The sequence below is a fragment of the Streptomyces sp. NPDC027189 genome, assembly GCF_055566975.1.
In genome coordinates this window covers 123,272-145,887 of record NZ_JBVHRI010000024.1, presented here as the reverse complement: position 1 = coordinate 145,887, position 22,616 = coordinate 123,272, and the positions used below count along the sequence as shown (strand labels likewise).

At 65.8% G+C, this 22,616-nt stretch carries 23 protein-coding genes, 4 tRNA genes and 2 pseudogenes; 7 read left to right on the top strand and 22 right to left on the bottom strand.

All coding sequences use genetic code 11. The features are described 5' to 3' along the window. Nucleotides 1-263: 263 nt before the first annotated feature. The 5 genes and pseudogenes from ACZ4RZ_RS39160 to ACZ4RZ_RS39140 all read right to left on the bottom strand — a co-directional run. Nucleotides 264-784 (bottom strand): annotated as a pseudogene (locus ACZ4RZ_RS39160) (winged helix-turn-helix domain-containing protein); the annotation flags it as partial. A gap of 31 nt (nt 785-815) precedes the next feature. Continuing rightward, a complete protein-coding gene (locus tag ACZ4RZ_RS39155; RefSeq protein WP_467752005.1) occupies nt 816-1,385 on the bottom strand; it encodes a GNAT family N-acetyltransferase in 570 nt (189 codons plus the stop codon). Nucleotides 1,386-1,511: 126 nt separating this feature from the next. Beyond that, on the bottom strand, nt 1,512-1,919 hold the full coding sequence (locus ACZ4RZ_RS39150; RefSeq protein ID WP_467752003.1) for a DUF6233 domain-containing protein: 408 nt from the start codon (nt 1,917-1,919) through the stop codon (nt 1,512-1,514). A gap of 328 nt (nt 1,920-2,247) precedes the next feature. After that, nucleotides 2,248-2,418 (bottom strand): hypothetical protein, encoded by a 171-nt coding sequence (locus tag ACZ4RZ_RS39145; RefSeq protein WP_467752001.1) that lies wholly within the window; start codon nt 2,416-2,418, stop codon nt 2,248-2,250. A 69-nt stretch (nt 2,419-2,487) separates the two neighbouring features. Then, nucleotides 2,488-2,961 (bottom strand): hypothetical protein, encoded by a 474-nt coding sequence (locus tag ACZ4RZ_RS39140; RefSeq protein WP_467752011.1) that lies wholly within the window; start codon nt 2,959-2,961, stop codon nt 2,488-2,490. 387 nt (nt 2,962-3,348) lie between these two features. Here ACZ4RZ_RS39140 and ACZ4RZ_RS39135 point away from each other — a divergent pair, with 387 nt between their 5' ends. After that, nucleotides 3,349-3,531, top strand: coding sequence for a hypothetical protein (locus tag ACZ4RZ_RS39135; RefSeq protein ID WP_467751999.1), 183 nt, complete (start codon nt 3,349-3,351; stop codon nt 3,529-3,531). Between the two features lie 967 nt (nt 3,532-4,498). On the opposite strand, the gene ACZ4RZ_RS39130 is transcribed toward ACZ4RZ_RS39135, so the two are convergent. The 9 genes from ACZ4RZ_RS39130 to ACZ4RZ_RS39090 form a co-directional block, all read right to left on the bottom strand. Then, nucleotides 4,499-4,702, bottom strand: coding sequence for a hypothetical protein (locus ACZ4RZ_RS39130; RefSeq protein WP_467751997.1), 204 nt, complete (start codon nt 4,700-4,702; stop codon nt 4,499-4,501). Beyond that, nucleotides 4,699-4,869 carry a hypothetical protein gene (locus ACZ4RZ_RS39125; RefSeq protein WP_467751995.1) on the bottom strand — a complete coding sequence of 57 codons (171 nt, stop codon included), beginning with the start codon at nt 4,867-4,869 and terminating at the stop codon, nt 4,699-4,701. The genes ACZ4RZ_RS39130 and ACZ4RZ_RS39125 overlap by 4 nt, the downstream gene beginning before the upstream one ends. Nucleotides 4,870-4,943: 74 nt before the next feature. Beyond that, nucleotides 4,944-5,489: a phiSA1p31-related protein gene (locus ACZ4RZ_RS39120; protein WP_467751993.1), complete on the bottom strand. Its 546-nt coding sequence runs from the start codon at nt 5,487-5,489 to the stop codon at nt 4,944-4,946. A 109-nt stretch (nt 5,490-5,598) separates the two neighbouring features. Continuing rightward, nucleotides 5,599-6,285 carry a hypothetical protein gene (locus ACZ4RZ_RS39115; protein ID WP_467751991.1) on the bottom strand — a complete coding sequence of 229 codons (687 nt, stop codon included), beginning with the start codon at nt 6,283-6,285 and terminating at the stop codon, nt 5,599-5,601. Between the two features lie 42 nt (nt 6,286-6,327). Beyond that, nucleotides 6,328-7,020: a hypothetical protein gene (locus ACZ4RZ_RS39110; protein ID WP_467751989.1), complete on the bottom strand. Its 693-nt coding sequence runs from the start codon at nt 7,018-7,020 to the stop codon at nt 6,328-6,330. Between the two features lie 97 nt (nt 7,021-7,117). Further along, nucleotides 7,118-8,632 carry a phage portal protein gene (locus ACZ4RZ_RS39105; protein WP_467751987.1) on the bottom strand — a complete coding sequence of 505 codons (1,515 nt, stop codon included), beginning with the start codon at nt 8,630-8,632 and terminating at the stop codon, nt 7,118-7,120. A 13-nt stretch (nt 8,633-8,645) separates the two neighbouring features. Continuing rightward, nucleotides 8,646-10,352 (bottom strand): terminase, encoded by a 1,707-nt coding sequence (locus ACZ4RZ_RS39100; RefSeq protein WP_467751985.1) that lies wholly within the window; start codon nt 10,350-10,352, stop codon nt 8,646-8,648. A gap of 8 nt (nt 10,353-10,360) precedes the next feature. Next, nucleotides 10,361-10,819 (bottom strand): phage terminase small subunit, encoded by a 459-nt coding sequence (locus ACZ4RZ_RS39095; RefSeq protein WP_467751983.1) that lies wholly within the window; start codon nt 10,817-10,819, stop codon nt 10,361-10,363. A 1,346-nt stretch (nt 10,820-12,165) separates the two neighbouring features. Then, on the bottom strand, nt 12,166-12,420 hold the full coding sequence (locus tag ACZ4RZ_RS39090) for a hypothetical protein (protein WP_467751981.1): 255 nt from the start codon (nt 12,418-12,420) through the stop codon (nt 12,166-12,168). A gap of 516 nt (nt 12,421-12,936) precedes the next feature. Here ACZ4RZ_RS39090 and ACZ4RZ_RS39085 point away from each other — a divergent pair. Then, a complete protein-coding gene (locus ACZ4RZ_RS39085) occupies nt 12,937-13,401 on the top strand; it encodes a DUF4352 domain-containing protein (RefSeq protein WP_467751980.1) in 465 nt (154 codons plus the stop codon). A 537-nt stretch (nt 13,402-13,938) separates the two neighbouring features. Here ACZ4RZ_RS39085 and ACZ4RZ_RS39080 read toward each other — a convergent pair. Further along, nucleotides 13,939-14,011 (bottom strand) — tRNA-Pro (locus ACZ4RZ_RS39080). A 211-nt stretch (nt 14,012-14,222) separates the two neighbouring features. On the opposite strand from ACZ4RZ_RS39080, the gene ACZ4RZ_RS39075 reads away from it, so the two are divergent. Further along, nucleotides 14,223-14,441 (top strand): hypothetical protein, encoded by a 219-nt coding sequence (locus ACZ4RZ_RS39075; protein ID WP_467751978.1) that lies wholly within the window; start codon nt 14,223-14,225, stop codon nt 14,439-14,441. A 42-nt stretch (nt 14,442-14,483) separates the two neighbouring features. Here the strand turns inward: ACZ4RZ_RS39075 and ACZ4RZ_RS39070 are convergent. After that, a tRNA-Thr gene (locus ACZ4RZ_RS39070) sits at nt 14,484-14,558 on the bottom strand. A gap of 132 nt (nt 14,559-14,690) precedes the next feature. On the opposite strand from ACZ4RZ_RS39070, the gene ACZ4RZ_RS39065 reads away from it, so the two are divergent. Beyond that, nucleotides 14,691-15,314 (top strand): hypothetical protein, encoded by a 624-nt coding sequence (locus ACZ4RZ_RS39065; RefSeq protein WP_467751976.1) that lies wholly within the window; start codon nt 14,691-14,693, stop codon nt 15,312-15,314. Between the two features lie 159 nt (nt 15,315-15,473). On the opposite strand, the gene ACZ4RZ_RS39060 is transcribed toward ACZ4RZ_RS39065, so the two are convergent. From ACZ4RZ_RS39060 to ACZ4RZ_RS39050, 3 genes are all read right to left on the bottom strand, one after another. Further along, a tRNA-Cys gene (locus ACZ4RZ_RS39060) sits at nt 15,474-15,542 on the bottom strand. A 154-nt stretch (nt 15,543-15,696) separates the two neighbouring features. Beyond that, a tRNA-His gene (locus ACZ4RZ_RS39055) sits at nt 15,697-15,768 on the bottom strand. An 835-nt stretch (nt 15,769-16,603) separates the two neighbouring features. Continuing rightward, on the bottom strand, nt 16,604-18,190 hold the full coding sequence (locus ACZ4RZ_RS39050) for a recombinase family protein (RefSeq protein WP_467751974.1): 1,587 nt from the start codon (nt 18,188-18,190) through the stop codon (nt 16,604-16,606). A gap of 20 nt (nt 18,191-18,210) precedes the next feature. Here ACZ4RZ_RS39050 and ACZ4RZ_RS39045 point away from each other — a divergent pair. Further along, a pseudogene (locus tag ACZ4RZ_RS39045) lies at nt 18,211-18,378 on the top strand (mismatch-specific DNA-glycosylase); the annotation flags it as partial. A 1-nt stretch (nt 18,379) separates the two neighbouring features. Here ACZ4RZ_RS39045 and ACZ4RZ_RS39040 read toward each other — a convergent pair. The 3 genes from ACZ4RZ_RS39040 to ACZ4RZ_RS39030 all read right to left on the bottom strand — a co-directional run bounded on the left by ACZ4RZ_RS39040 (nt 18,380) and on the right by ACZ4RZ_RS39030 (nt 20,637). Continuing rightward, the gene (locus ACZ4RZ_RS39040; protein WP_467751972.1) at nt 18,380-18,823 is read right to left on the bottom strand and encodes a hypothetical protein; all 444 of its coding nucleotides are present in this window, start codon (nt 18,821-18,823) and stop codon (nt 18,380-18,382) included. 60 nt (nt 18,824-18,883) lie between these two features. After that, nucleotides 18,884-19,609 carry an ABC transporter permease gene (locus ACZ4RZ_RS39035; RefSeq protein WP_467751970.1) on the bottom strand — a complete coding sequence of 242 codons (726 nt, stop codon included), beginning with the start codon at nt 19,607-19,609 and terminating at the stop codon, nt 18,884-18,886. Nucleotides 19,610-19,701: 92 nt separating this feature from the next. Beyond that, nucleotides 19,702-20,637 (bottom strand): ABC transporter ATP-binding protein, encoded by a 936-nt coding sequence (locus tag ACZ4RZ_RS39030; protein WP_467751968.1) that lies wholly within the window; start codon nt 20,635-20,637, stop codon nt 19,702-19,704. 108 nt (nt 20,638-20,745) lie between these two features. Here ACZ4RZ_RS39030 and ACZ4RZ_RS39025 point away from each other — a divergent pair, with 108 nt between their 5' ends. Together ACZ4RZ_RS39025 and ACZ4RZ_RS39020 are read left to right on the top strand one after the other, a co-directional pair. After that, a complete protein-coding gene (locus tag ACZ4RZ_RS39025) occupies nt 20,746-21,900 on the top strand; it encodes a sensor histidine kinase (protein ID WP_467751966.1) in 1,155 nt (384 codons plus the stop codon). Between the two features lie 14 nt (nt 21,901-21,914). Further along, complete coding sequence (locus tag ACZ4RZ_RS39020; protein ID WP_467751964.1) at nt 21,915-22,577, top strand: response regulator transcription factor; 663 nt, start codon at nt 21,915-21,917, stop codon at nt 22,575-22,577. Nucleotides 22,578-22,616 lie beyond the last annotated feature (39 nt).

Genomic DNA, 22,616 nt, shown 5'->3' with positions numbered 1-22,616 from the left:
GCTTCCGGCCCAGATCCACCAGGTTCGAGCCGGTGTAGTCGTTAAGAGACGTAAAGACGCCGGTTCCTCGCGTACTCCTCTCCGTCCCGCTCGCCGGACCCGCACCATCTGGCAGTACTGGCACGTCCCGGCTTTGTCAGGGCCGCTCCCGCCCTCCCCGGCATCACCCGGATCAGGCTGCCCTCAGCTCCACCCCCCTGCTACGACAGGTCGGCGGTGAAGGTCTCTCACCTCCACACGAAACACAGCGCCTCACGGCGCAACTCAAAGCAGAGCCAGGCGCCCAGGTCCGCCGCCCTCTTTTTATGACGGGCCACTGCTCGTCCTTCCAGGCGGCGATCTGCGCCTCGTTGCGCTCGCTGGCCTTCCGGGCCGGGACCTGCACGCTCCAGCCGATGCGGTGCAGCAGCAGATCCAGCCCGGCCAGGGTGTACGCGACACCGAACCGGCGGCGCACGATCTCGGCGATCCGGGCCAGCGTCCAGCACTGGTCACTCCAGCCGGAAGCGGCCGGGCCAGCATCCAACACCTCCTCCAGCAAGCGGAGTTGTACCGCATCGAGCTTGCAGCGGGCGCCGCCGGGTCCTTTGGAGGCCAGAGCCTGCCGCCCCCCTGAAGTCAACGCCCGCCGCCAGCGGTTCGCCGACATCCGGGTCACCCTGAACCGTCGGGCCACCTCCCGGTCGCTGGCCCCCGCTTCGATCAGGTCAGCGGCTGCGAGCCGGACTTGCTCACGCCGATTCCGTTCCTCGGCCGTCAATCCACCGCCATCGGGATACCTCATTCTCTCGGCATAGCGCGGCCCACGAAGGCCGTCATGTGCCGTGCCCGGCCGCGTGGTGTAGGCCGTGGGCATCTCTGCGGGAGATCCGGTACAGCACACAGCGGCGAAGAGGTCCCTCGGGCACGCTCGGATCCTCGAAGTCGTAGGCCGGATCCCGGGTCATGCCGATCCGGCGCATCACTGCCTGGGAACGCAGGTTGTGGACGGTCGTCGACGCCACCACTTCCGGCAGCCCGAGGACCTCGAAGCCGAAAGCCAGGCAGGCCAGGGCGGCCTCAGTGGCGTAGCCGTGGCCCCACGCCGAACGCGTCAACCGCCAACCGATATCCACCCCCGCGAACGGCATGTCCTCGCCCACCTGGTCCAAGCCGGCACGGCCGATGAACTCACCAGTCTCCCGTGCTTCGAGCGCCCACCACCCAAAACCTCGCTCGTCAAACTCCGCCTGCATGAGTGCCACCGCGGCATCGCTTTGCTCCCGCGTCAGCAGTTCCCCCAGGTGTTCTCGGACTTCAGGATCGGCGTTCATCGCCGCCCACGGTCCGAGGTCGGACTCCCGCCACCGGCGGAGCAGAAGACGATCGGTGCGCAGTTCTGGCATGCCACTCAGCCAACCCGATCAAGATCAGGGTGTCGATCGGTTATGTCGAACCCTACGGTGCTCGTTAATGCCAGACCAACTGCGCAGACCCTCACGGCCTACACCACCCGGCGGGACACCAACCCGTCACGACACGACGTAACCCGCACCGTTGAAGATCTCTAGTTGTCCATCGACGATCGCGACCCGGGCGTCCATCGCGCTCACCGCGCGCGACAGTGGGCCGTCCATGTTGCAGTCGGCGGTATGGATGGACGCGGGTACGGGGCCGTCGGGTGTCCGCACCCGTCCCACCTTGAATCCGCCGCTCGATGACCGCTCGTCACGTCGCCCTGGCTCTGGCGCCGGAGCCGGCACGGAGGGCATAGACGACGGGGACAGTGGAGCGGAGCCTTCGACGCCCTTCAGCGCGTCGAGCACATGGCCACGTTGGATCTCCAGGTACAGGTGAACGGCCTCGTTGTCCGCCATGGCTGCTTCGAGGTACCCCAAGATCGCGCGAAGGCGCGGCGGATCCGGAGGAATGTCGTTCATACGTTCGATTGTGCCACCCGCGGCCAGACATGCCAAAGCCCCCGCCGGATGTCCGACGAGGGCTCCGCCAGGGCGTTAGCCCAGCTTCTTCTTCTGCTGCTTCGCCTCCACGTCCGGCAGGCACACAGGGCACAACGGGCCGCCTCCGAGACCGTAGCGGTGCGTCGGCTGCTGGCAGATTGCACACGGGCCGATCTGTGCGGGCGCGCATGTGGGCACGGGCGCCTTACGGACCGCCGGGGATGTGATCGTCTGTCCTCCATGCGCCCAAGGTACGACAGAGCCCCCGCCGAAGTGTTCGACAGGGGCTCGCGTGTGCGGAGTGAGATCAGTGGTTGCCGCCAGTACCGCGCTGCACCGCGCGGTACTCCGCGAGCGCTGCGCGTCCCTCGTCGGTGATGGCCGTCATGGCCCCCTTGTCGCCCCGGTACCCGCGGACGTACCCAGAGTCGAGGAGATACTCCAGCAGGCTGACGCTACGGCCGGACGTGGCTGTCACCGGAGCGTCCCCCGTCAGCTCTAGAAGGGAAAGGGTCTGGTACCCGTCAGGCCTCAACATCGTCTCTCCTCACACGCCCGCGGGGCGCTTGTTGTTGATGACCCTACGGGCTTCGTCCAGATCCACGCGGACGCTGTTGGGGGTTGTACCGCTGTACTTCGTCAGCCGTGGCCGTGGACCGTTCGCCGCTCCGCGGATCGTCTCCGGGGCGACGCCCAGCTTCTCCGCGGCCTCCGCGTATGTGACGAGGTGGGGGCGCGGGGACGCGTCCCCGGGCTCCGCAGGGTTCTCGCGCGTCGGGTCAACGGGAGGCTCTCCAGTGGGCTCCTGCGCCTCCTCCGTGGGTGCCTTGTGCGAGTGAACGAGGAGGGAGCCACCGAGGAATGCGAGTGCCGGCCAGCCCGCAACGAGAACGCGAAGCTGAACGGGCAGGTGCTCCATGTTCAGGACGCCAGCCGTTGCCACGTTGGCACCGAGCGACGCCGCGAGGGACACGAGGAACCAGCACCACGCCGCGCGCTTCGGGACGTCGGGCGTGCGAATCCGCAGTACGCGAATGCCTCGCGCGTCTGGACTACTCGGAACACTGCTATCTCTCCTCGTATATGTGCCATAACGGATTGTGCTCTCTGGAAGGGCGGCGTACGGTGGCAGAGCACGGCGCCTTTTCTTAGGGAGCAGCGCCTTTGACGCTGCTTCCTAAGTTGCGCCGTGAGCGACGCGAGGGACCAAAGAGCCCCGCGTTGTCAGCCCGCGCAACACCGATCGCAGTGAAAATCGGATCTCAACGAAGAACCTCCCTCGTTCGCGTGGGAGGGGCGTAGCAGCGGGCGCTGCGTTTATGTCAGGCGTCCGCCTGCCTTCGTTGGGATCTTCGCTCCCAGCGGAGTTCTCCCGGAAGCAGCGGCTTAGACCGTCCCGGGAGGCGGCATGTGGGCCGTACTGGAGCAAGTGGCCGTGGCTGCTCCACAGATCTTTCTTTACGTTGTAGGGCTTATGGTCGTCATGATCCTCTTGTCGCTCATGATCAGCCTCCGCAAGGCTGATCCAGCCGCACGCCCCGAGATCATCAGGGCGTTGGCGGATCTGATGGCGTTCTGGAAGAAGCGTTGAATGTCAGCGCCGAGCGAGGAGCGGATGATTTCCGCTACACCACCCGGACCCTGCCGATTTAGCGAACATCAGCAGGCGTCTTCCTCATTGCCATATGGTCTTTATTGGCGCTTGGACAACTTGTGTCGCCCCCCTGGTAGCCAGCTCCACGATCCATGGGCCCTCTGATGTCTTCTCTGGAAGACCAACTAGGTATCCCGTTTCGCCCCCCTCTTCATCCAGGCAGACGTACCACACATCTTTCCCTAGGACAGAGGGAAGAGTGCCGCCGTGGATAACGCATCGGAGTACATGATGCGAAGAGTCGGGCACCTGCACCTCCAATGCCCATGGCTTCTTCCAAGGGTTCTCGGGTGAACCATACGAATCCGGTTTAGGCAGTGAACTGATGTCCACTCTCCGTGCGCTCCCCTCCCAGGGCGTTCCGGGGCAGAGGAGATATTCTGGTTTCAGGTTCATCTCTGGCGCATAGCAAGGGTCGTCAACCCTGTCGCCACTGAAACATCGCCAGGTATTAGGTGCGCTACTATTGAAGCTTTCACTCGGGCACGACCCCTTTTGGCGCCCCACAACCTTGAGTCCGTCGACGGGCTGTTCCTGAAGGTTGAAAGGGAGGTAGTGTCGAAACTCCGTCTGTGTTACAAGGGGAGGTTTCTCCTCGGTGAACAGACTCTTTACCCATGCTGCGCCGTCGTCGGATAATCCGGTAGCCAAGGCTCCGGCTGCTGCCAAGAAGAACGCAGCAGAGAACGCCCCAGCGTGCCGACGTATTGTTGACTGCTGTGGCTGCGGTGACTCCTCGGTGCTCTGCGTCTGCTGGGGTGGAGAATCAGGCCCTGGGTTACTCATACTTCCAGCATGCTGGGCATTCCCGCCGCGAGATAGGCAGAGAACCCCTACAGCTTCGCAACAGCTCGATCGTTAAGTCCATGAGGTCTCCGCTTCGCAAACTGAGATCCTCTTGAGTTCACGCACTCCCGGACTCTGGGCCCGACACATACACCCCAGCGCCCCGCTTCAACGCGACCCCCGCGGCCTCCCAGTACTTCGAGAAGTCGCGGCGGGACGTCGCTGTGGGGCGGATGTAAATCAGGTCTCCGGGGCCGGCGTCGCGGACGTCGCCCAGTGCGGGGGCGTTGGCGTCGTCGATGACGTGGACGAGGCCGCTCACTCGGCGCCCCGGACAAGCTCCCGCTCGATGCTGCGCGCGCTCTCGTCGTCCTCCGGGTTCCAGTCGCCGTTGTTGCTCACCGAGAACCGGAGTGCCTGACGAACCAGATCCACCTCACGGCCGCTCAGCTCTACGGTCACGCCGCTGCTCGCGATCACCTTTGCCACGTACTCTCTCCTCTCTGTCCTCCTACGCCGAAAGCCCCCGGGGACCGAAGTCACCGGAGGCTGAAGGTGGAGCGTCAGACGCGGGTAAGGGGGCCGTACCGGCGGACCGCTTTGGTCAGGTCGTAGTGGTCCCACTCGTCGTCTTCGATGGGCGTCAACTGCGCCTGAATCTTGGCGGGGTCGTCCGGGTTCCGCCGGAGCCCCCAGCGGTCGCCGTCCGCGTCGACGTAGGTCGCAGTGAGGTCGTAGGTCACGCCGTCGTGGATGTAGGTGCTGGTCTCGTCGACCTTCGTCAGCGACTCCTCGACGGGCGCCTGATGCTTGCCGCCCCGCTCCATGACCCAGAAGTTGCCCGCCCCGTAGGTCATGACGAACGGGCCAGCAACGAGGGTCCCCTCCTCGCCGCGGAAGGATGCCGTCGACGTCACCTTGTCGCCGACGGCGAACGCAGGTGCCTTCTTCATGATGCTGGCCACGCAGGTCTGACGTCCGTCCGTCTTCGTGTCGTCGTACAGGCCGTACTTGCCCGACGCGGTGATCTTGCCGAGCGGAATGCCGCTCTTGATGTAGCCGTCCGGGTAGTGGGTGCCGGCGACGAAGGTGGAGACGTCGAGAGTCACGCTCTGAGCAAAGTCAGTGCCGTGCTCGCTCCCGAGCCAGTCACGCCGATCCTGAGAGAAGCTCTCAGTGATGAGGCCGAGATTCATGGGTCCTCCGGTAAGGGGATGGTCAGTTCTTCGCGTGGCGCTCGCGGTAGAGGTCCGCGCCCGCGCTCACGGTCTTTGCGCCGCTGCCGACGTCGCCTCCGCGGTTGCCACCCACGCGAGTTGAGCCGCCGGAGTTGCCTCCGCCCTGGCCGTTCGACTGGCCGACTTCCGCGAGGTAGGCGTCTGCGTCGGCCTCCAACTCCGCCTGTGTGGCGCCGCTGAGCCGGTTGGCCTGCGCCAGGGTCAGACCCTTTGCCAGGGCGACCTTCAGGCGGGTGTTCTCGTCGGTGAGCGTCGTCACGGTCGATGTGGCGGAGTCCCGCTCCTGCGCGAGCGACTGGCGCTCCTGCGCGGCTCGCTCGTCCGCGGTGAGCTTCTCGTCTTCGATCTTCTTCAGGGCAGCGTCACGGTCCTTCAGACGCTCCAGCTCCGCAGCATCGGGAGCGGCGTTGGCGCGCTGCTCATGCTTCCTCGCGTGATGCTTCCAGTACGCGACCTGATGGGCGGGCTCCATGTCCGCGACGGGCTTACCGTCCGGGTAGCCGTGCTCGTTGACGGCTGATCCGTCGCCAGTGCCCGAAGAGCCCGTACCGGTACCGTCGCCTGTACCGTCCCCGCCTCCGATGAACCGGATCGGGCGTCCGTCCTTGCGGTATCCGATGACGGTCTGAGGAGCGTGGGAGAGCGCAAAGGAGTGCGGAAGCTGCATGCGTGGTTTCCCCTGTCGGGAGTCGTCGGCCCATGGCGGGCGTCAGGTCGGAAGGTTGATGTCTTCAGGGCCCGTGAACCGCTGGCCCCGGTAGCCCAGAACGGGCCCGATCTCGCCGTGTTCGCGAGAGATGATGATCTTTCGGTAGTCGACGGCTCGTCCTCCGCGATCGAAGGTTCCGATAGCTGCCTCTACCGCGTCGTGGATCTGCTCTAGCCGCTGCTCGTCGATGACCTGGCCAGGGTCGTAGTCGGCTGTGACGGTCTTGACCAAGCAGTCACAGCCGGGATGGATCGGGGCCAGGTCACGCTTGTGGTAGCGCTGCGTCGACGCAATCATGCAGAGCGCGCAGTCGTATTCGCCTTGAAGCTCGCGGACGGTGTACTCGAAGCGCGGCATGTCGTCGGCGACTTCGCGGACCGTGTGCGTACGAGCAAGCTGGAGATCCGTCTTAACGAGGGTCTCCAGGCGGTGTGCTCCCCGGTCGACGGCAGCATCTAGCGCCACGTCGTCGGAGAGCGCCGTCCACACTTCTTTGAACGGTCGCTCGTAGACGTCGCTCGGGTCGACGTCGCGCAGGGACTTGCCCGTGACGGCGTCGAGGTCCAGGCGCATGCGGCGGGCTCCGCCGTCCACGTCCTTGTAGAGCTGCTCCAGGTACGACGCCGTGAGCGTTGCTACCCGGCGTTCGCCGGCCAGGATGATGGGGAGCGTTCGTTTCTGGAAGGCCTTCACGTCGGCGTCACGCCAGGACCGAAGGCCGCTCCAGGACTGCCCGGTCCGGCCTAGAACGCTCGTCCAAACGCCGCGGACTGCGGCCCCGTACTGACGGTCAAGCCGCAACAGAGCCACCGGCATCCCGCCCGATCACGGTCCGTTGGTCACGCGCCGTGCGGGCGTTGGCCAGGGAGGTGGGCTGAGGAGCTACAGCCTCCGCGGCAGCCTGCGCGTTCAAGGCGTCGGCAGCGCGGTCGATCTCCATGCGGGAAATCTGCGACGGCGTGTAGCCCATGTCCTCCATGCGCTGACGCCAGGGGACGCCAGCCGCCTCTTTCTTCACGGCAGCGTCGGCCAGTTCGGAGACAGTGCGCGACTCCGGGTCGCGCCACACGGTCTCCAGGTCGAAGGCAGTTGCTTTCGTCTCGTCGCCCAGCACGCGGAACGCGAGTCGCATGACGTTCTCCCACGACTCACCGAAACCGGTTTGACGGTCGCGAACCTTCGCGACGAGGCCCGTCTCCGCGGCCTTCAGTGCGTCACCAGAGACGTTGACCACGGCGCCGATCAAGTAGTGAGGTGGCGTACGGCTGATCGCGGCTAGGTCTTGGACGGCAGCCTCGACGGCGCGCACGTACGGTACGAGGTCGGTCGCGGAGAACTCACCAAACTTGACCTCTGGGTCGTCTGTCGTCCACAGCTTGCGAATGTCGAGCTGAAACGGCTGCACAGGCTTGCCCGTAATGGGATCTTCGTCGACCTCCAGACCCGCGGCCCAACGCTGTCGGAAGGCGCCGTACTTCATCGCGGCTATCAGGTTGATCAACGACAGGTTGATGCGGTTCTGAATGCTGATCACGTCTTCGTGCTCAGCAAAGCCTTCCGGCCGGCGGTTGCGCCGGTTGATGAAGGGGACGAGGGGGACGGTTCGCAGCTCGTTCGGTATCGCTGACTCACTGGTATTCGGGAGCGCCATCGCGTCCCAGCCCCGGAGCGACGCGGAGTTGCCCGCGAACACGGGGGCCTGCGCCTTCGTGACGAATCCATAGATCGTCTCTGGCGTCCACAGGGTCGCGCGGGTGTTGCCAGTCCAGTCATCGCGCCACATCTTCAGACCTGCGGCGAGCTTCCGCCGACTGCCCTGCGCGTGCTCGACAACGACCTGACGAGGTGTCTCATGTGTCAGGGCCGGACGCCCGTCGTCGCCCATTTCGACGAGGACAAAGGCCCGTCGCTGCGAGAGAGCGCCGTAGTGGACGTGGGCAGCGTCAGCCTTCATGCCGTTCTCGCGCCAGATCCGGTGCGCGTCGTCGTCAGCCTTGCCGCTGTCTTCGCCGTCGGCGCCGCCGAAGCGGAAGCCGTCGACGCCGAGACGCTCGACGGGCGAGTCCAGGACCAGGCTCGTCCAGTTCGTCCGCGCGTCCTTCATCCACTCCGCGACTTCCCGCGGGTCGATACCGGGGACGTGCGGAAGCGGGGCCTTGCCTTCGGCGTAGCGACGCAGGGTATCGAGTCCTGGCGTCACTTCACTCTCGTCGTCACAGGCGTCGGGTCGCTCGTCGAGCAGCTTCTTCCCGAGGCGCTGAAGCCACCACCCGGGAGACTCCACCTTCGTTGCATCGATAGGCACTTACGGACCTCCCTCAGAAGGCAACTAGGCGGCCAGAACGCTTCTTGCGCTTGGTGATTCCTGCGGCGACGGCATCCGCGCGGCACTCGTAGGCGAGTACGGCGGACATGGCGGCGTCGATCTTTTTCGGCGACTTCGCGTGTTCCTTGCCGATCCCCAGGTGATTGCGGCCCATCGGCCGGCGACGAGCGTTCTTCACGTGGCGGGAGAGCGTGGCGCCCAGCGTCAGGTACTTCGACGTCTCGTCAGGGTCCAGCGTCTCCGTGTGGCTGAGTCCCTTGTCCTCCACGGCCTCCATGAAGCGGTCTAGCGCCGACTCCATGGCCGTAGGGCGGTTGGTCCACCACTCCAGTGGGCGGGCCTGCGTAGCGCGGACCTGGAGGTCGTCGCCGAAGTCCGCAGTCCAGCGGTCTACGTAGTCCTGCCAGTGCGGCGGGTCCGCGTAGAAGCCGCAGACCTCGAAACGCTCGAAGGCGCGAGCAACGGCGGAGTCGACCGACTCGCGGTCAACCTGCCAGCCTTCGCCTTCAGGGCCTTCAGGCTTCTCCCAGCATCCGAGGAGCATGAGATGCCCGTCAGCGACGCGGCACGCTGTGAGCGCCGTTGCGTCGTCGCGGATGGAGCCGTCAAAGCCCAGCGTGACAAGGTCGCCCGCGGCTCTCTCCTCCGCTCGACGGCACAGGGCCCACGCATCGGGGTCCATCCATGCGTCAGAGGCGACGGTACGGGAGTTGAGGAAGTAGCGCCGACCGTCCGCGGAGTCGTTGCGTGTGTCGTAGAAGTCGTCGACCAACGACTCCAGGTCCATCCACTCCATCGCGTCGCCGTAGGCGTCGATCAGAGCGGCACGCAACTCGACTTCGTTCTTCAGGTTCTTGCACTCGCCGTACCGGTGGTCGTACATGAGTCGGCCACGGCCACGCTTCTTCCGACCCTCGCGGATGCTCTCCGCTTCCTCGTACGTCTTCTCAGCAACCGAGTCTTGCCCGGGGGCGAACATGGTCGTTGTTTCGAGGTACCAGGGTTCCGCGCGACGCTTACGCTTCCGCAGGTTTCGGGTCACCGTGGCGTACATGCGCCGCAGCTCAGGAGTGTTGTAGAGGTGGGTTTCGTCGAAGACGACGAACGTCTCTTTGCCACCGTCCTTCGAGGAGGACGAGGCAGTTGACGGCGTGATTTCCCCACCGTCAGGGAGGTTGATCTTCGTCAGTCCCGGGTCGACGCCCGGGACGTGGGACAGTCGCGCGTCCTCGTCGGTCAGGTTGTAGTGGATGGTGTCGTAGACGTTTCCGGTCTGGCCCTCTTCAGTGGCCATGATCCGGATGTACGGCACGCTGACAGGGCGCCCCATGGGCTCGCCGGCCTCGTAGACGTACTCGAAGCCCAGCCCCCACGGAACGCGGTAGACCTCACCGCCCTCTGCCCAACCGTCGAAACGGCAGGGGCTGAGTGCCTCGAAGAGGCCGAGACGCGCGCCAAGTCCGCTCTTGTCGCAGCCTTTTGGGCGGCTGAAGAATCCGGAGTCGTAAAGGCGTCTGCCGTCAGTGTCGAGCCCGTAGCAGTCGACCACGAAGCCCGTGTACTCGTCTCCGTGGCGCACGGGCATGCCCTGGACGTCGCCAGGGCCGTGAACAACGAAGTACTCCATCCATGCGACCGCGAGCCACCCGAGGGAGCGGTTACGGTCGTGACCGGGGGCGCGCACGATAGCGCGCGGCATCCGGTCTCCTAGCCAGTCAGGCGCGCACGGCGCGAGTTGATGTCGGAGACGTTGCCGGAGGCCTGTACGGGTCGCTGCGGGGCTGGCGTGGGGTCGTCGACCTTGAGCTTCAGACGGGCTCTGTCCTCCGGTGTAGCGCCGAACTTGGCTGCTCGAAGGCGGATTTCAGAGGCGTACTCCCATCGGCCCTTTGCCCACATCGTGTGATGCATTAGCGCCGTGTCGATGAGGAACATCCAGTCGGTTGGGAGGAAGGTCTGTGCCTGTGCGGAGCTACGCCAGGTGTCCCACCACATCTTCGTCATGGGATGCCAGTCGACGGGCATTCCGTCGTCTTCTCCCAGCACGCCGTCAGGCAGTTCAGGGCCGCGGAGTTCGTCGTCCGGGGTGACGGTCGTCTCGGGCTCAGCGGCGTTGCGCCGACGGCGCTTGGTTGGGTCCTTCGGGGTGGGTCCACGGCCGGCCATCGTTCCTCCCTTTCACTCCTACACACCGAACAAAATGAAATTTGGACGACCGACTATTAGGCTTCCGCAGCAATTGCCACCGCTCGTCACTTGAAGTTGAGCAGCGGCAATAGCAGACTTGAAGTGTCCGACCTGTTGACCCCTTCGAGGTCTCTCCCTGGTCGCCCACCTTCGGGAGTCCCTACCCTTTTCGGACTACCTGAGGAGGTGGCACGCTCCCCAGATGGGGGCGTCGAGAGATCGAAAGGAGGTTGAACAGTGGAAATACTCCAGCTGATGCTTGCAATAGCCATAAGCAGCGGTCTCACGTGGCGAGTTGCAATAGACGTGCACGTACGTCGCAGCAAGTCTCACAGCGTGAATCAGGCTGATGGGAGCAAGAAGAAGCGCTGTCCCAAGTGCGGCCGTAAGTAGGTGCCGGACAACCGGGGCACCGGGACGGTTTTTTAGCGGTGGGTCCCGGACCCGGACGAGGCTCTAACCTCGCGCCGGGGCTACGCAAAGCGCAGACACAATGGCCGCTACGTCCCCAAGAATCGATGGGGCGTTGCCATGTCGGCGCCCCGTCATTGCGATGTAGCGGCCAGTCCCGTAGATCTCTACGGCCGTACCGTCAGGACGCCGGATCTTCCGTCCATGACGGACGTCAGCGCGACCCCAGATGTGCAGCCCGTCGCCGGACGGGGACACCTCTACGTAGGTGGCGCCCGCGTCGCGGAGGACAGCTGCGGCCCACGGGGCGAGATGCCCAGTGAGCGGGTTAAGGCAGTGGTCCAGGTCGAGACAGACCACGTCGTCGACGTCAGAGAGGACGAATCCCAGACCGACGCCAGCCGTGGAGGACGACGCCTCCGTGTAGGTGCTCCAGGTGCGCGAGTTCGTCGACGATGCCGCCATGCCGGCGACGGTCAACGGGCGCTTGTCCGCGGCTCGACGGACCCACCTGTCGCGGGTCGTCACCTCGACGGGGAGCGGGTTCTTCTGCGCCGCGCGGTGCGACGCCACACGACAACGTGTCGAGCAGAAGCGCGCACGGTGCGAGTGTCTCGCCCCCAGGTGCTCCGCGCACCACTCGCAGGCTCGTGTGTTCATGGCTCCATCTTAGTGTGGCGTGTAACGGTAAAACAAGCTCTGAGCTGCACAGATGCAATCCAACCTCGTACCGGATCGCCGTGTCGCCGTCTCCCGCGTCGGGGTCTTCGGCAGTCCAGCGGGCCAGCGTTCGGGCCTCCAGCGGGCTCCTGCGGGCGCCATGGCGGCATCCCCCAGACCCGTACAGAACGCGAAGCCCAGCACCTCTTCGGTCGGCAGGGTGGCCGGCAGGGGGTCACCCCCCTGGGTCAGGGCTAGTCGATCTTGGCTGCGAAGCCTGCGCGAGGCTCGCGACGCTCACCGTCCGCCAGCTCTCCGCGGATCTCCAGGCGGCTCGGGACGAGCGTCAGCGTGATCTTCGTGACGTCGCCGCCCTTCGCGCCGACCATAATCTTCGGAGCTTCCGCAAGCGTCCCAACGTCGACACCGTTGACGACCACGCGCGTCGCCATGACGCCGCTCTCACCCGTGTCGTCTGCCTCCTCCAGCACCACATGGGCACCGCTCATGGGCTAGTCCTCCAGTGCTGGGTGTGTGGCCGCTGGTCGCTGTGCACGTACGCGCGTGAGGGCTGATGCTGTACCGCCCTCGTGTGCGCTCTTGCGTGCGTGGTGCCACGTACACAGGAGCCGTAGGTTCGCGTCACTGTGGTCGTCACCGGGCTCGATGTGGTCGACGTCAGTGCCCGTCGCTCCGCACACTGTGCCGTCGCTCATGACCCACACGCACGCACGATCCCTGCGGATGATGCGCCGTCGTATGCGTGGCCAGTCCTTCGGCAGCCGGCTCCTGCGCGTGCTTCCTGCCCACGCCATAGCGCCTCCTAGCCCTGCGCCTGTGCCTTACGCTTGCGTCCTTATGCGGCCAGGGGAGGCCGCTGTGTCATGGGGGGTTGCGCTATGCGCGCGTACGTTCGCCGTGCCGTGGTGCCGGCTGTGCTCATGTCCGCTCTAGCGGTGGGGTGTTCAGGTGCAGGGCACTCAGACGAGCCGGATCCGAAGAAGCCCGGTACGGCGAAGGCTGCCGTGGAGGAGCCTTCACAGACGCCGTCCTCGTCCGCGCCAGCCCCGGAGTTGGGTGTCGGGGAGAGCGGCGAGTACGTCGCGGTGGACAGTGCTGACGAGTCCGTGAAGACGAAGATGAGCGTCACGGTGAAGGGCGTGAAGTACGTGCAGCCGGCGGACATCGACACCACGAACAAGCCGGAGAAGGGCCAGTTCGTCGTCCTCACGCTCACCGTGAAGAACGTCGGCGACAAGCCCGGAGGCTTCGCTCCGTACGGCGTCATGATGTGGCAGGACGACAAGACGGCCGCGCAGGACGCAACCACGCTGGAAAGCACGAGCGGCCAGGACGTCGACGCGACGTACCAGCCGGGGCAGTCCGTCACAGGGGACGTCGTTCTCGACGTCGTCCGCAAGGGCGGGACTGTGAGCTACTTCGACGTTCCAGGCGAGCCGGCGTTCACAGTGCTGCTGCCGAAGTCCTGAACGTAGTCAGGCCCCGCTCGCGGGCACTCTCCTCCGCGGCGAGGCTGGTGTATGAGGCGACGTAAGTCGTGCGGCCTGTCGGTAAAGACGCATGCCGCGGACTGTCGGTCACTTTGATAACTGCGCTGCCGATGGCGCGTCTACGTGACCACCCATGGAGCACGACGCACAGGCAGTTGTGTTGACCTGCGCAGTCGTGAAAGTCAGACCACGACACCATTTCGCGGGACACCGCCGTCCTGTGTGACGAAGCCGCGTTTTCCACTAGATCACCACTCGAAACACTGTCTGACCTGCGAAGATTGAATTTTTGCGAACCACCGGTCTCTTGTTACCGTCAGGAATGAGGCCCAACCAAGGGCCCGTGTCTGGCGGGGAGTTGGGCCATGTCGCGTTCGTCAGAAACCAAGACGCCGTACTTCGAACTGCGCGTGGGCGGCTTCCGCGTCACCGCAGACCGCCTGCCCACACGCCTCCTGACGTTCTTGTGTAGCGTCGTCACGGGCGCAGCCGCGTGGCTCTGGAGCCGGTAGTAAGTCGGGACGGGAGGATTCGAACCTCCGACTCCCCGCTCCCAAAGCGGGTGCTCTGACCTCTGAACTACGTCCCGTTGCACAGTAGTTGACAAAGCCCTAAGATGCTCTCGTCCACCATCTGTGCCCACTTGGAGGTGCCTTGACTTCTTCGCTTCATACGCAACCACAGCCGTCGCGTTGTGGGAGAGCTACCTAGCTCTACTGCGTATCGCTGGAGACGACTTGACCTAGGTCAAGTGCGTCCAGATCCAGCGAGCAGAGCGAACAAGTCAATGGAGGTACCGAGTGTCGGCCAACTCGACGCAGCAGCACACGTGCAGCCACCCCGGGCGTGACCTTGCGATCATCAGCCTGTGCGCCGCAGTGGTTTCCCTCGTCGCGGTGATCGTTGTGGTGGGGTACAACGGCGGTCCCCTCGCAGCGTTCGGAGCAAGCGGTAGCGCCTTCGCCGCTACGTTCAGCGGCGGTATGGGCGTCCTGTCGCACGTGAAGCGCACGGCCTAGCCCATTGGGAGGGGCGGCCTCGTGCTGAGGCTGCCCCTCCAGAGCCTCCGGCAGGATTTGAACCCGCGACTTCCTCATTACGAAAGAGGCGCTCTAGCCAGGCTGAGCTACGGAGGCAAGGGGCCAACTGTCAGGGTCGACGCCTCTGCGTTCGTCGGTACCTTCGGACCGCCCCCCGTATGCAGGCGTCCCGGTCGCGCAGCTCTCACCCCAGGGTTAGCTTCGAGACGATGGATGGGAGGCACGCCTATGGGTCTCAACTACCGCCCGGTGCGGCGAGTGGTCACATTGAGCCTTGATATCGAAGACATGGACACGGGCCACCCGCAGTTAACGCAGTGCACCCTGGACATCACGGCGGCTGACAGGTTCTTCAGTGAGCGAGAAATGCGGTGGGTCCAGAACGCCTACGAGAACGGGCTATACGCGCGCGGCTCGGACGTTGAGGACGTCCCTAAACCGAGCACACCCTACGTGTTCGAATCTTGGGAAGCGGCGCTCCAGGTCTTCTCCTCGGCAGCGATCGGTCAAGAGTACGGCTGGGCACTTCATGCCCTACTAAATGGGGAAGAAGCCCTCGTACCGGAGTTTGGCTCCGCACCAATTAGCTGGAAGCCGCTAGCGGCTGCTCTACCGTCGTCGACCACCATGCCAGTCATGATCTACTCTGGGCAATCCATGTGGCTCTGCTTCTTGGCCACTGGTGTAGTGGCTGCCGGCACTGCTGCGATGACCTTCGGTAATGCCGTCTTCGTCCGCGTCGTCCTTCCATCACTCGACGCAATCGGAGAGGAAGCCCAAGGGGCAGCCAGGCCCGCGGCAAGGGCCTTCTTCAGGCGAGTGCTGCGCGTACCCAAAGAGTACGACGACTAGTCGACTAGGAACCTGGTCGACTAGGGCCGCTGCAACAGCGATTGATCCCCCAGCAGGATTTGAACCCGCGACATCCGCATTACGAAAGCGGCGGTCTGTCCTGACTGAGCTACGGAGGCAGTGCCGCCCGGGTCCCGTCGTCGGCCAGCTGCGACGTGCTGTGGGGCGGGATTCGAACCCGCGTCCCCCGATTGCGTCGGGTGCTTTGAGCCACTGAGCTACCCGCACGTTGCCTACTTCGGGCGCGCGCTGCACAGTCGCGCACGGGATGCCCCAATTCCTCCGAACCGTGAGGCCCGGGTTATTGGACGTCACGGCCATCAGGCCCACGTCCGACCTGCACGGCAAGTAGCCCCGTTCCCGGCGCCTCATGCGACAGCAGTCCCTCCGCCCGGAGTCGAACCGGGATCAGCGCGACCACAACGCGCCGCTCTAGCCATTGAGCTACGAAAGATGTGCGGGCCGCCTCCGTCGACGTGCGCAGCCCCATGGACTTGCCCACCTCCGCCGCCGTGCGCACCCTCTCCGCTGCCCGGTACTGAATTGCGCTACAGCGGAAGTCATTCATCGTCGCTACGCTCCATCGCCCTCCGCGTCTTCCCGCTCAGGTAGCGGCGCGGTGTCGGGCGTACAGCGAACCTGCGGTAGCGCTCGATTGCGTGCTTCGGACACCACCCGTCGATGATGCGTGGTCCGGCGCACTCCGGCGCGTTGCACGTTGGTCCGATGGCGTCGGTAGCAGTCATGGCGTCGTCCCCAGGTTCCGGGCGACGTCGCCGCCCTCTCACTCTGGTTATGGGGCGCCGGAGATCGGATGTGACGTTGTGGACGGCCGGCGCGTTCAACCGGGCTCGACCCGGAGGAGAGAGCGGGGAGTGCGGGAGCGGCGCCGACCGTCAGGAGAGGGAGCGGGCCGTCCGCCAGTCGCGACGGCCGCACGTCCTCCCCCTCTACTTCTGTTATAGGTCGGGTGTGACGCGGGAAGGATCTTGAAAACGTCCGCTGGCAGACCTGACGCAAACTGCCAAACCAACCCCTTTTTCACTTCTCTCTTAACGCGTGTTAGAGGGAATAGAAGTAAGGGGTTAGTTTGGCACTTTGGACCTAGGAACGACCCAACTGGCTACACATAGCTACCAACTTGCGTAGCTCGCTCACGCTCTGGAGTTACCCACAAGGCCCTGTGGACGACGTGGACGCCGCTCGACGTCGGCGCGGTGGTTGCAGACGCGCCGAGAGCCCCGGAGGTGGCTCTCCAGGGCTCCCAGTGTCGTTATGAAGCCGTTACCTTAGAGGCTCTCTTGATAGGCCACATCGTCGAGCGCGTCATCCTCTGGCGCCACGTGAGTGCCCACCTCGAACCGGAGCCGCTCTTCCGTTGGGGTCCACCGCCTACCGGGGAGGACGTAGACCTTAGCGCCAACCTGCTTCAGCATCTCGCGACGGACTGTCGAGTCGTCTGTAGCGTTCCAGTCGTCCGCCCAAGTGGTGTCCAGCTCCACCACCTCTTCACGCGGTGGAATGATGGGCCGCTCCTTAAGCTCTTCGAGCCGGTCTGAAAGTCCTTGAATCTGGGACTCGATGGCGTCGGCAGCAGCCCCACGCATCCGAACGAGCCGCATCGACAGTTCCAAGACGTCGGACTCCAGCTCAGCGATTTCCGCCGTGTGGTCGACGCCGGCCATTCGGATGACCTGCGTACGTCTGATGCGCCCCATGTGCTCGATAAACTTTTCGCTGACGTAGTTCAGGACAGGTTCGCGGTTGATGCTGAAGGCTGGTTGCCCTGGCTCATGCCGGTCGCCGTAACACCGGAAGTTGTCCACCATTTCGCCCTTCCGGGACTTGTAGCGCGAGCCATGCATGTTGCGCAGGCAAGTACTACAGATCGCAATCCCAAGTAGCTCATGGGCGTCCCTTCGTTCAGGCGCACCACCGGGGACGCTAATCCGTTGCAACGCGGCTTGAAGCTCAAACCAGGTGTCATCTTCGATCATGGGGTCCGCAAACATGACGGGGCTTCCGTCAGGGTTCCGGATGAGCAGGCCTTCGCTGGTAGCCACGTGCCCTCGAACAATTGGCGAGCGAAGCATGTCGTAGACCGTCGAGAGGCTCCACTCGTCCTCCAGGTCATCCGGTCGCGGCGGCTTCGCCAGTCGGTTCTGATGGTTCTTTGGTGTTACGGCCTTCGACGAGTTCAGCCACCGCAGGATTTCGCTGTAATTGCGCCCGGCAATCGCCCGCGCAATGGCTTCGCGGCGTACGGCGGCAGTCTCTGCATGCTCGGTCAACCACCACCCTTCACGCCCGTCGCTAAAAACTTTCCGGGTGAGCATGAAGCCATAGGGAAGGGGTCCACCCGACCAGCGACCGAGCGCCCGTAGATGCGCCGCAGCTCCCTGGTTTCGCTCCATGATTGTCTGGCCTTCGAGCTGGGCAGCGAACGCCAGAATCAACATGATCAGCTCTGACATCGGGGAGCCGAAGTCAAGTTCGAGCATGTCTCCGCCCGGTCCCGACGCAAAGATCAGCCGTTTCCGGTGCTTCTTTGCGAAACGCCCCAGGTCCGCCATATCTGTCATGCTTCGGACCGCGCGATCCATTCGCTGCCAGATCATGGCGTCCCAACTCTCTGGCGAGTTGAGCCAGGCGAAGAGTTCCTCTCGTTCCCAAGGGGTTGTCTTGAGGGCGGACACATCCGTGTCACGGGCCCATCCGACGAACGCACCACCAACGCGCTCACACGTGCGCGTGATCATCTCCTCTTGGACCTCTGGCGACGTCGATGCGTCGGTGTACTTGCTCAGCCGGATCGCGCCGACTACGCGCAGCTGCCCAAATCGGGGCGCTTGCCAGTCTGTTTGAGTCCTCCCCATGCATCACATGTTAGTTACTCCGGGCGGCGTTCGACGACCGCAAGGCTCAAGTCGGCCCGCAGGAGCGGACGATCGGGGCCAGCCGGGTGTGGGTGCTGCCCAACCCGAGTGGTCTCAAGGCGCATTGGACGGCGGCGACGATGGCGGAGGAGTTCGGGCGGTTGCGAGAGGCCGCGCAGGCTTCCTGAGTCACGGTGGGTCGGTCTCCGTGACCACGGCCAGGAGCTGGAACGGCAGTTCCTTGTCCCACTGCGAGATGCCGAGGGCAACCCAGCGGTCGTACTCGTCCGCCTTCCAGAGGTGCACGTCGGGCACATGGGAACTCAGGATGCCCCATGGCTCGGGTATGTCCTCACCGTCCATCGACCGGTCCAGAACGCTCGACAGGGTGAAGACCTGCGGACGCCCCCAGCGACGGGTGAGCAGCTCCGCGAGGCCGTCCCGATCGGCCTCGTACTGCTCCTCCGTCTCCTCGCGTGCCGTGCCGTCGTCCTCCCAGAAGTCCTCGCTCGTCGCCAACTCGGCGATGTGGTAACCGGGTCCGCCGGTGCCGACGTCAGACCGGCCGTGCTCCGCGGGGAAGTCCTCGGAGCACAGCCGCACGATCGTGGCGAGGTGCAGCGCGCTGGTCATGAGATCCAGTAAAGCGGCTGCCACTGACAATTGGTGTGTCGTCAGTACTGCCCAGTGAGGTCAGGCGTCGCGACGGCGCAGGCTCCACGCGCCGGCCGTCAGGGCTGCCGCCGCCCAGGCCGCGGTCACGGCGAGCCCCGTCCAGGGCCCGAGGGAGCCGTCCCACGTCTCGTGGAGCACCACCTGTCCCGCCTTGTCCGGCAGGAAGTCGGCGACACTGCCCGACGCTCCCCCGACGACGAACGACACGATCAGCAGGAACGGGATCAGGATGCTCAGGGTGGCGACTCCGCTGCGCAGGACGGCCGCGAGTCCCGCCGCGAGCAGCGCCATGAGCATCAGGTAGATGCCGCAGCCTGCCAGAGCACGGAGCCCCTCGCCCCAGGTCAGCCCGTTCGCCCTGGTCCCGAGGACCGCCTTGCCCACGATCAGGCTCACGCCTCCCGTGACCAGGCCGACGGCCAGCGCCGGTACGCCGATGGCCACTGCCTTGGCCGCGAACCACCGCACTCGGTCCGGGACCGCGGCGAGCGTGACGCGCAGGGCGCCGCCCTGGAACTCGGCGGAGACCGCCTGGGCGCCGAAGGTGATCGCCGCGATCTGTCCGAAGCTGACGCCGAAGAACGCCGAGAACAGCGGGTCGAATTCCTGGTCCCCGGAGTCGTCGAGACCGGTGAGCGCGGAGAACGCCGCGGTGGCGAGGAGGACGGCGGCCAGCCCCCAGAGGAGCGATCGCAGCGTACGGATCTTGATCCACTCCGCGCGGAGTACCGGTGCGAAGGTCACTGAGAGGCCCCCTTGGGCGGTGTCTGTCCTGGTCGGGCCGCTTGACGCTGTGTCCTTCGTCGTCAGGCCTCTTGCGGCTGAGTCCGTCATGGTCAGGTCTCCTGAGGTTGAGCCGGGCCGGGCGTGGCGGCGAACTCGGTTTCGGCTGCCGTCAGATCCAGGTAGGCCTGCTCCAACGTGCCTTCCTCTGCGGCGAGTTCGAGGATCGGCAGGCCCGCGGCGGAGGTGAGGCGCCCGATGTCCTCCACGCGCGCGTCGAGAGCGGTCCAACGGTCGCCCTCGCCCTCGACGGCCTCGATACCGTGCCGGGCGAGCAGGTCGCTCAACGCGGCACCGTCCGGGGTGCGTACCCGCACACTGGGCTGCACGCGCGCGTGGATGAACTCCCGCATGGGCGTGTCGGCGAGGAGCCGGCCCCGGCCGAGGACGACGAGGTGGTCGGCGAAGGACGCGGTCTCGTTCATGAGGTGGCTGGAGACGAGGACGGTGCGGCCCTCGCGGGCGAGTCCGCGCATCAACTCCCGGATCCAGATGATTCCTTCGGGATCCAGCCCGTTCGACGGTTCGTCGAGGAGCACCACGGGCGGGTCGCCGAGGAGTGCTGCCGCGATGCCCAGGCGCTGGCGCATGCCCAGGGAGTACGTCTTCACCCGGCGCCGCGCGACGGAGGCGAGCCCCGCCTCCTCCAGCACCTCGTCCACGCGTCGTTCGGGGATGCGGTTGCTCGCGGCGAGCGCCAGCAGATGGTCGCGGGCGGTCCGCGATCCGTGCGCGGCCCCCGCGTCGAGCAGCGCGCCCACCTCACGCAACGGCTCATGGAGGGTGCCGTATGAACGGCCGCCGACGGTGGCGGTGCCGGACGTGGGCCGGTCCAGGCCCAGCACGAGCCTCATGGTGGTGGACTTTCCGGCGCCGTTGGGGCCGAGGAATCCGGTGACGCGGCCGGGAAGAACGCTGAAGGTGAGGTGGTCCACGGCTCGCTTGCTGCCGTACTCCTTGGTCAGGTCTTGGACGTCGATGCTGGTCATGGGCACAGCCTGGCCGTTGCTGAGGGGGCGTCACCTCCCCCGCGGGTGGAGATCGCCTCCCCCGCCCGGGGGAGGCTCGTTGTCAGTGGCGCCTGGCACGATGACGCAATGGCCCGCTTTCTGCACCCGCTGGTCCGGGGGACGACGTACACACGCTGGCTGCATCTGTGGGTGCCGATGCTGTTCGAAAGTGTGTGGCTGTTCATCGACATGTCGAAGCCGTGGGTGCCCGCGGTGCTGCTGCTGCCGCTGGGGATGGTCCCGGCCGTACGGCGGGGCGAGGGCGTGCAGGCGCGGTTCATGCTGGCGCGGGGCGGCGGGGAAGCGGCGTTCTCGATCTCGCCTTCGGCTACATGGCGAGACCGTTGGCGGACCATGCTGTGGCTGGAAACACGGATGGTCCTGAGCGTGGTGGCGTCCGTCATCACCGTCTGGTTGCCCCTGGCAGCCGTCCTCCTGGTCAAGGCCGCGATCGACACGGAGCCGATCCGCACACCGGTCATGACGGTGGCGCTTCCGCAGTGGGCCTACGCCCTGCTCGTTCCGCTGCCATTGCTCGCCCTGTACGGCTCTGTCGTCGGCCTCGGCGAGCTGATCACGGCGCTCGCGCGCCGTCTCCTCGGTCCCTCCCCCACCGAGCGGCTCGCCGCCCTGGAGGAGCGCACCGAGCAGCTCCTGGAGCGCAACCGCATCGCCCGGGAGCTCCATGACTCCATCGGGCACGCGCTGACGGTGGCGGTGGTGCAGGCGGGCGCGGCGCGGGCGGCCGGGGACCCGGCGTTCACCGACCGGGCCCTGAGCGCCATTGAGGACACCGGCCGGGCCGCGTTGGAGGACCTGGAGCGGGTGCTGGGCGTGCTGCGCGAGGCGGAGCGTCCCGCGAGCAGCCGCCCGACGCTGGCCGAGGCCGACCGGCTCCTGGAGTCGGCGCGTTCGTCCGGAGCGAAGGTCGACGCCGAGGTGACGGGTGCGTTGGAGACCGTGCCGGGTCCGGTGTCCCGAGAGGGCTACCGCATCCTCCAGGAGTCCCTGACCAATGTGCTGCGGCACGCGGGGAGCGTCCCGGTCCGGGTCCGTATCGAGGTCGCGGACGGCACGCTCGGTCTGGACGTCCGCAATCCGCTGACCGCGGAGATACCCGGGCCCGGCCGGGGCAGCGGCCTGCGCGGCATACGTGAGCGGGCCGCGCTGCTCGGCGGCCGCGCACGGACGGGACCGGACCAAGGTGACTGGCAGGTGCATGTAGAGCTGCCACTGCGTTGATCTACGCTGGCCGGATGCCGGTCACCGTTCTCCTCGTCGACGACGAACCCCTCGTACGCGCCGGTCTGCGCGCCGTCCTGGAGGCGCAGCCCGACATCGAGGTCGTCGGGGAGGCGGCCGACGGTGCCGCGGTGATCCCGCTGGTGCGACAGCTGCGGCCCGACGTGGTCGCCATGGACGTCCGCATGCCCCTCCTGGACGGCATCGACGCCACGCGCGCGGTGCTGCGCACGGTGAGTGACCCGCCGAAGATCCTCGTGGTCACGACGTTCGAGAACGACGAGTACGTCTACGAGGCGCTGCGCGCGGGTGCCGACGGTTTCCTGCTGAAGCGGGCCCGGCCCGCCGAGATCGTGCACGCGGTGCGGCTGATCGCCGAGGGCGAGTCGCTGCTGTTCCCGGCCTCCGTGCGGCAGTTGGCCGCCGAGTACGGGGACGACGCCGGGAACGCGGCGGCGCGCGCGGCCATGGAGCGCGCCGCGCTGACCGAGCGGGAGGCGGAGGTGCTGCGGCTGATGGCCAGGGGGCTGTCGAACGCGGAGATCGCCGCGCGGCTGATCGTCGGGACCGAGACGGTGAAGTCCCACGTCAGCGCCGTACTGGCGAAACTGGGAGCCCGGGATCGTACGCAGGCGGTCATCGCGGCGTACGAGTCGGGGTTCGTGGCGCCCGGCTGATTCCGACTCGTCGGTAGCAAAGGGGGTCCCCGGCACTCG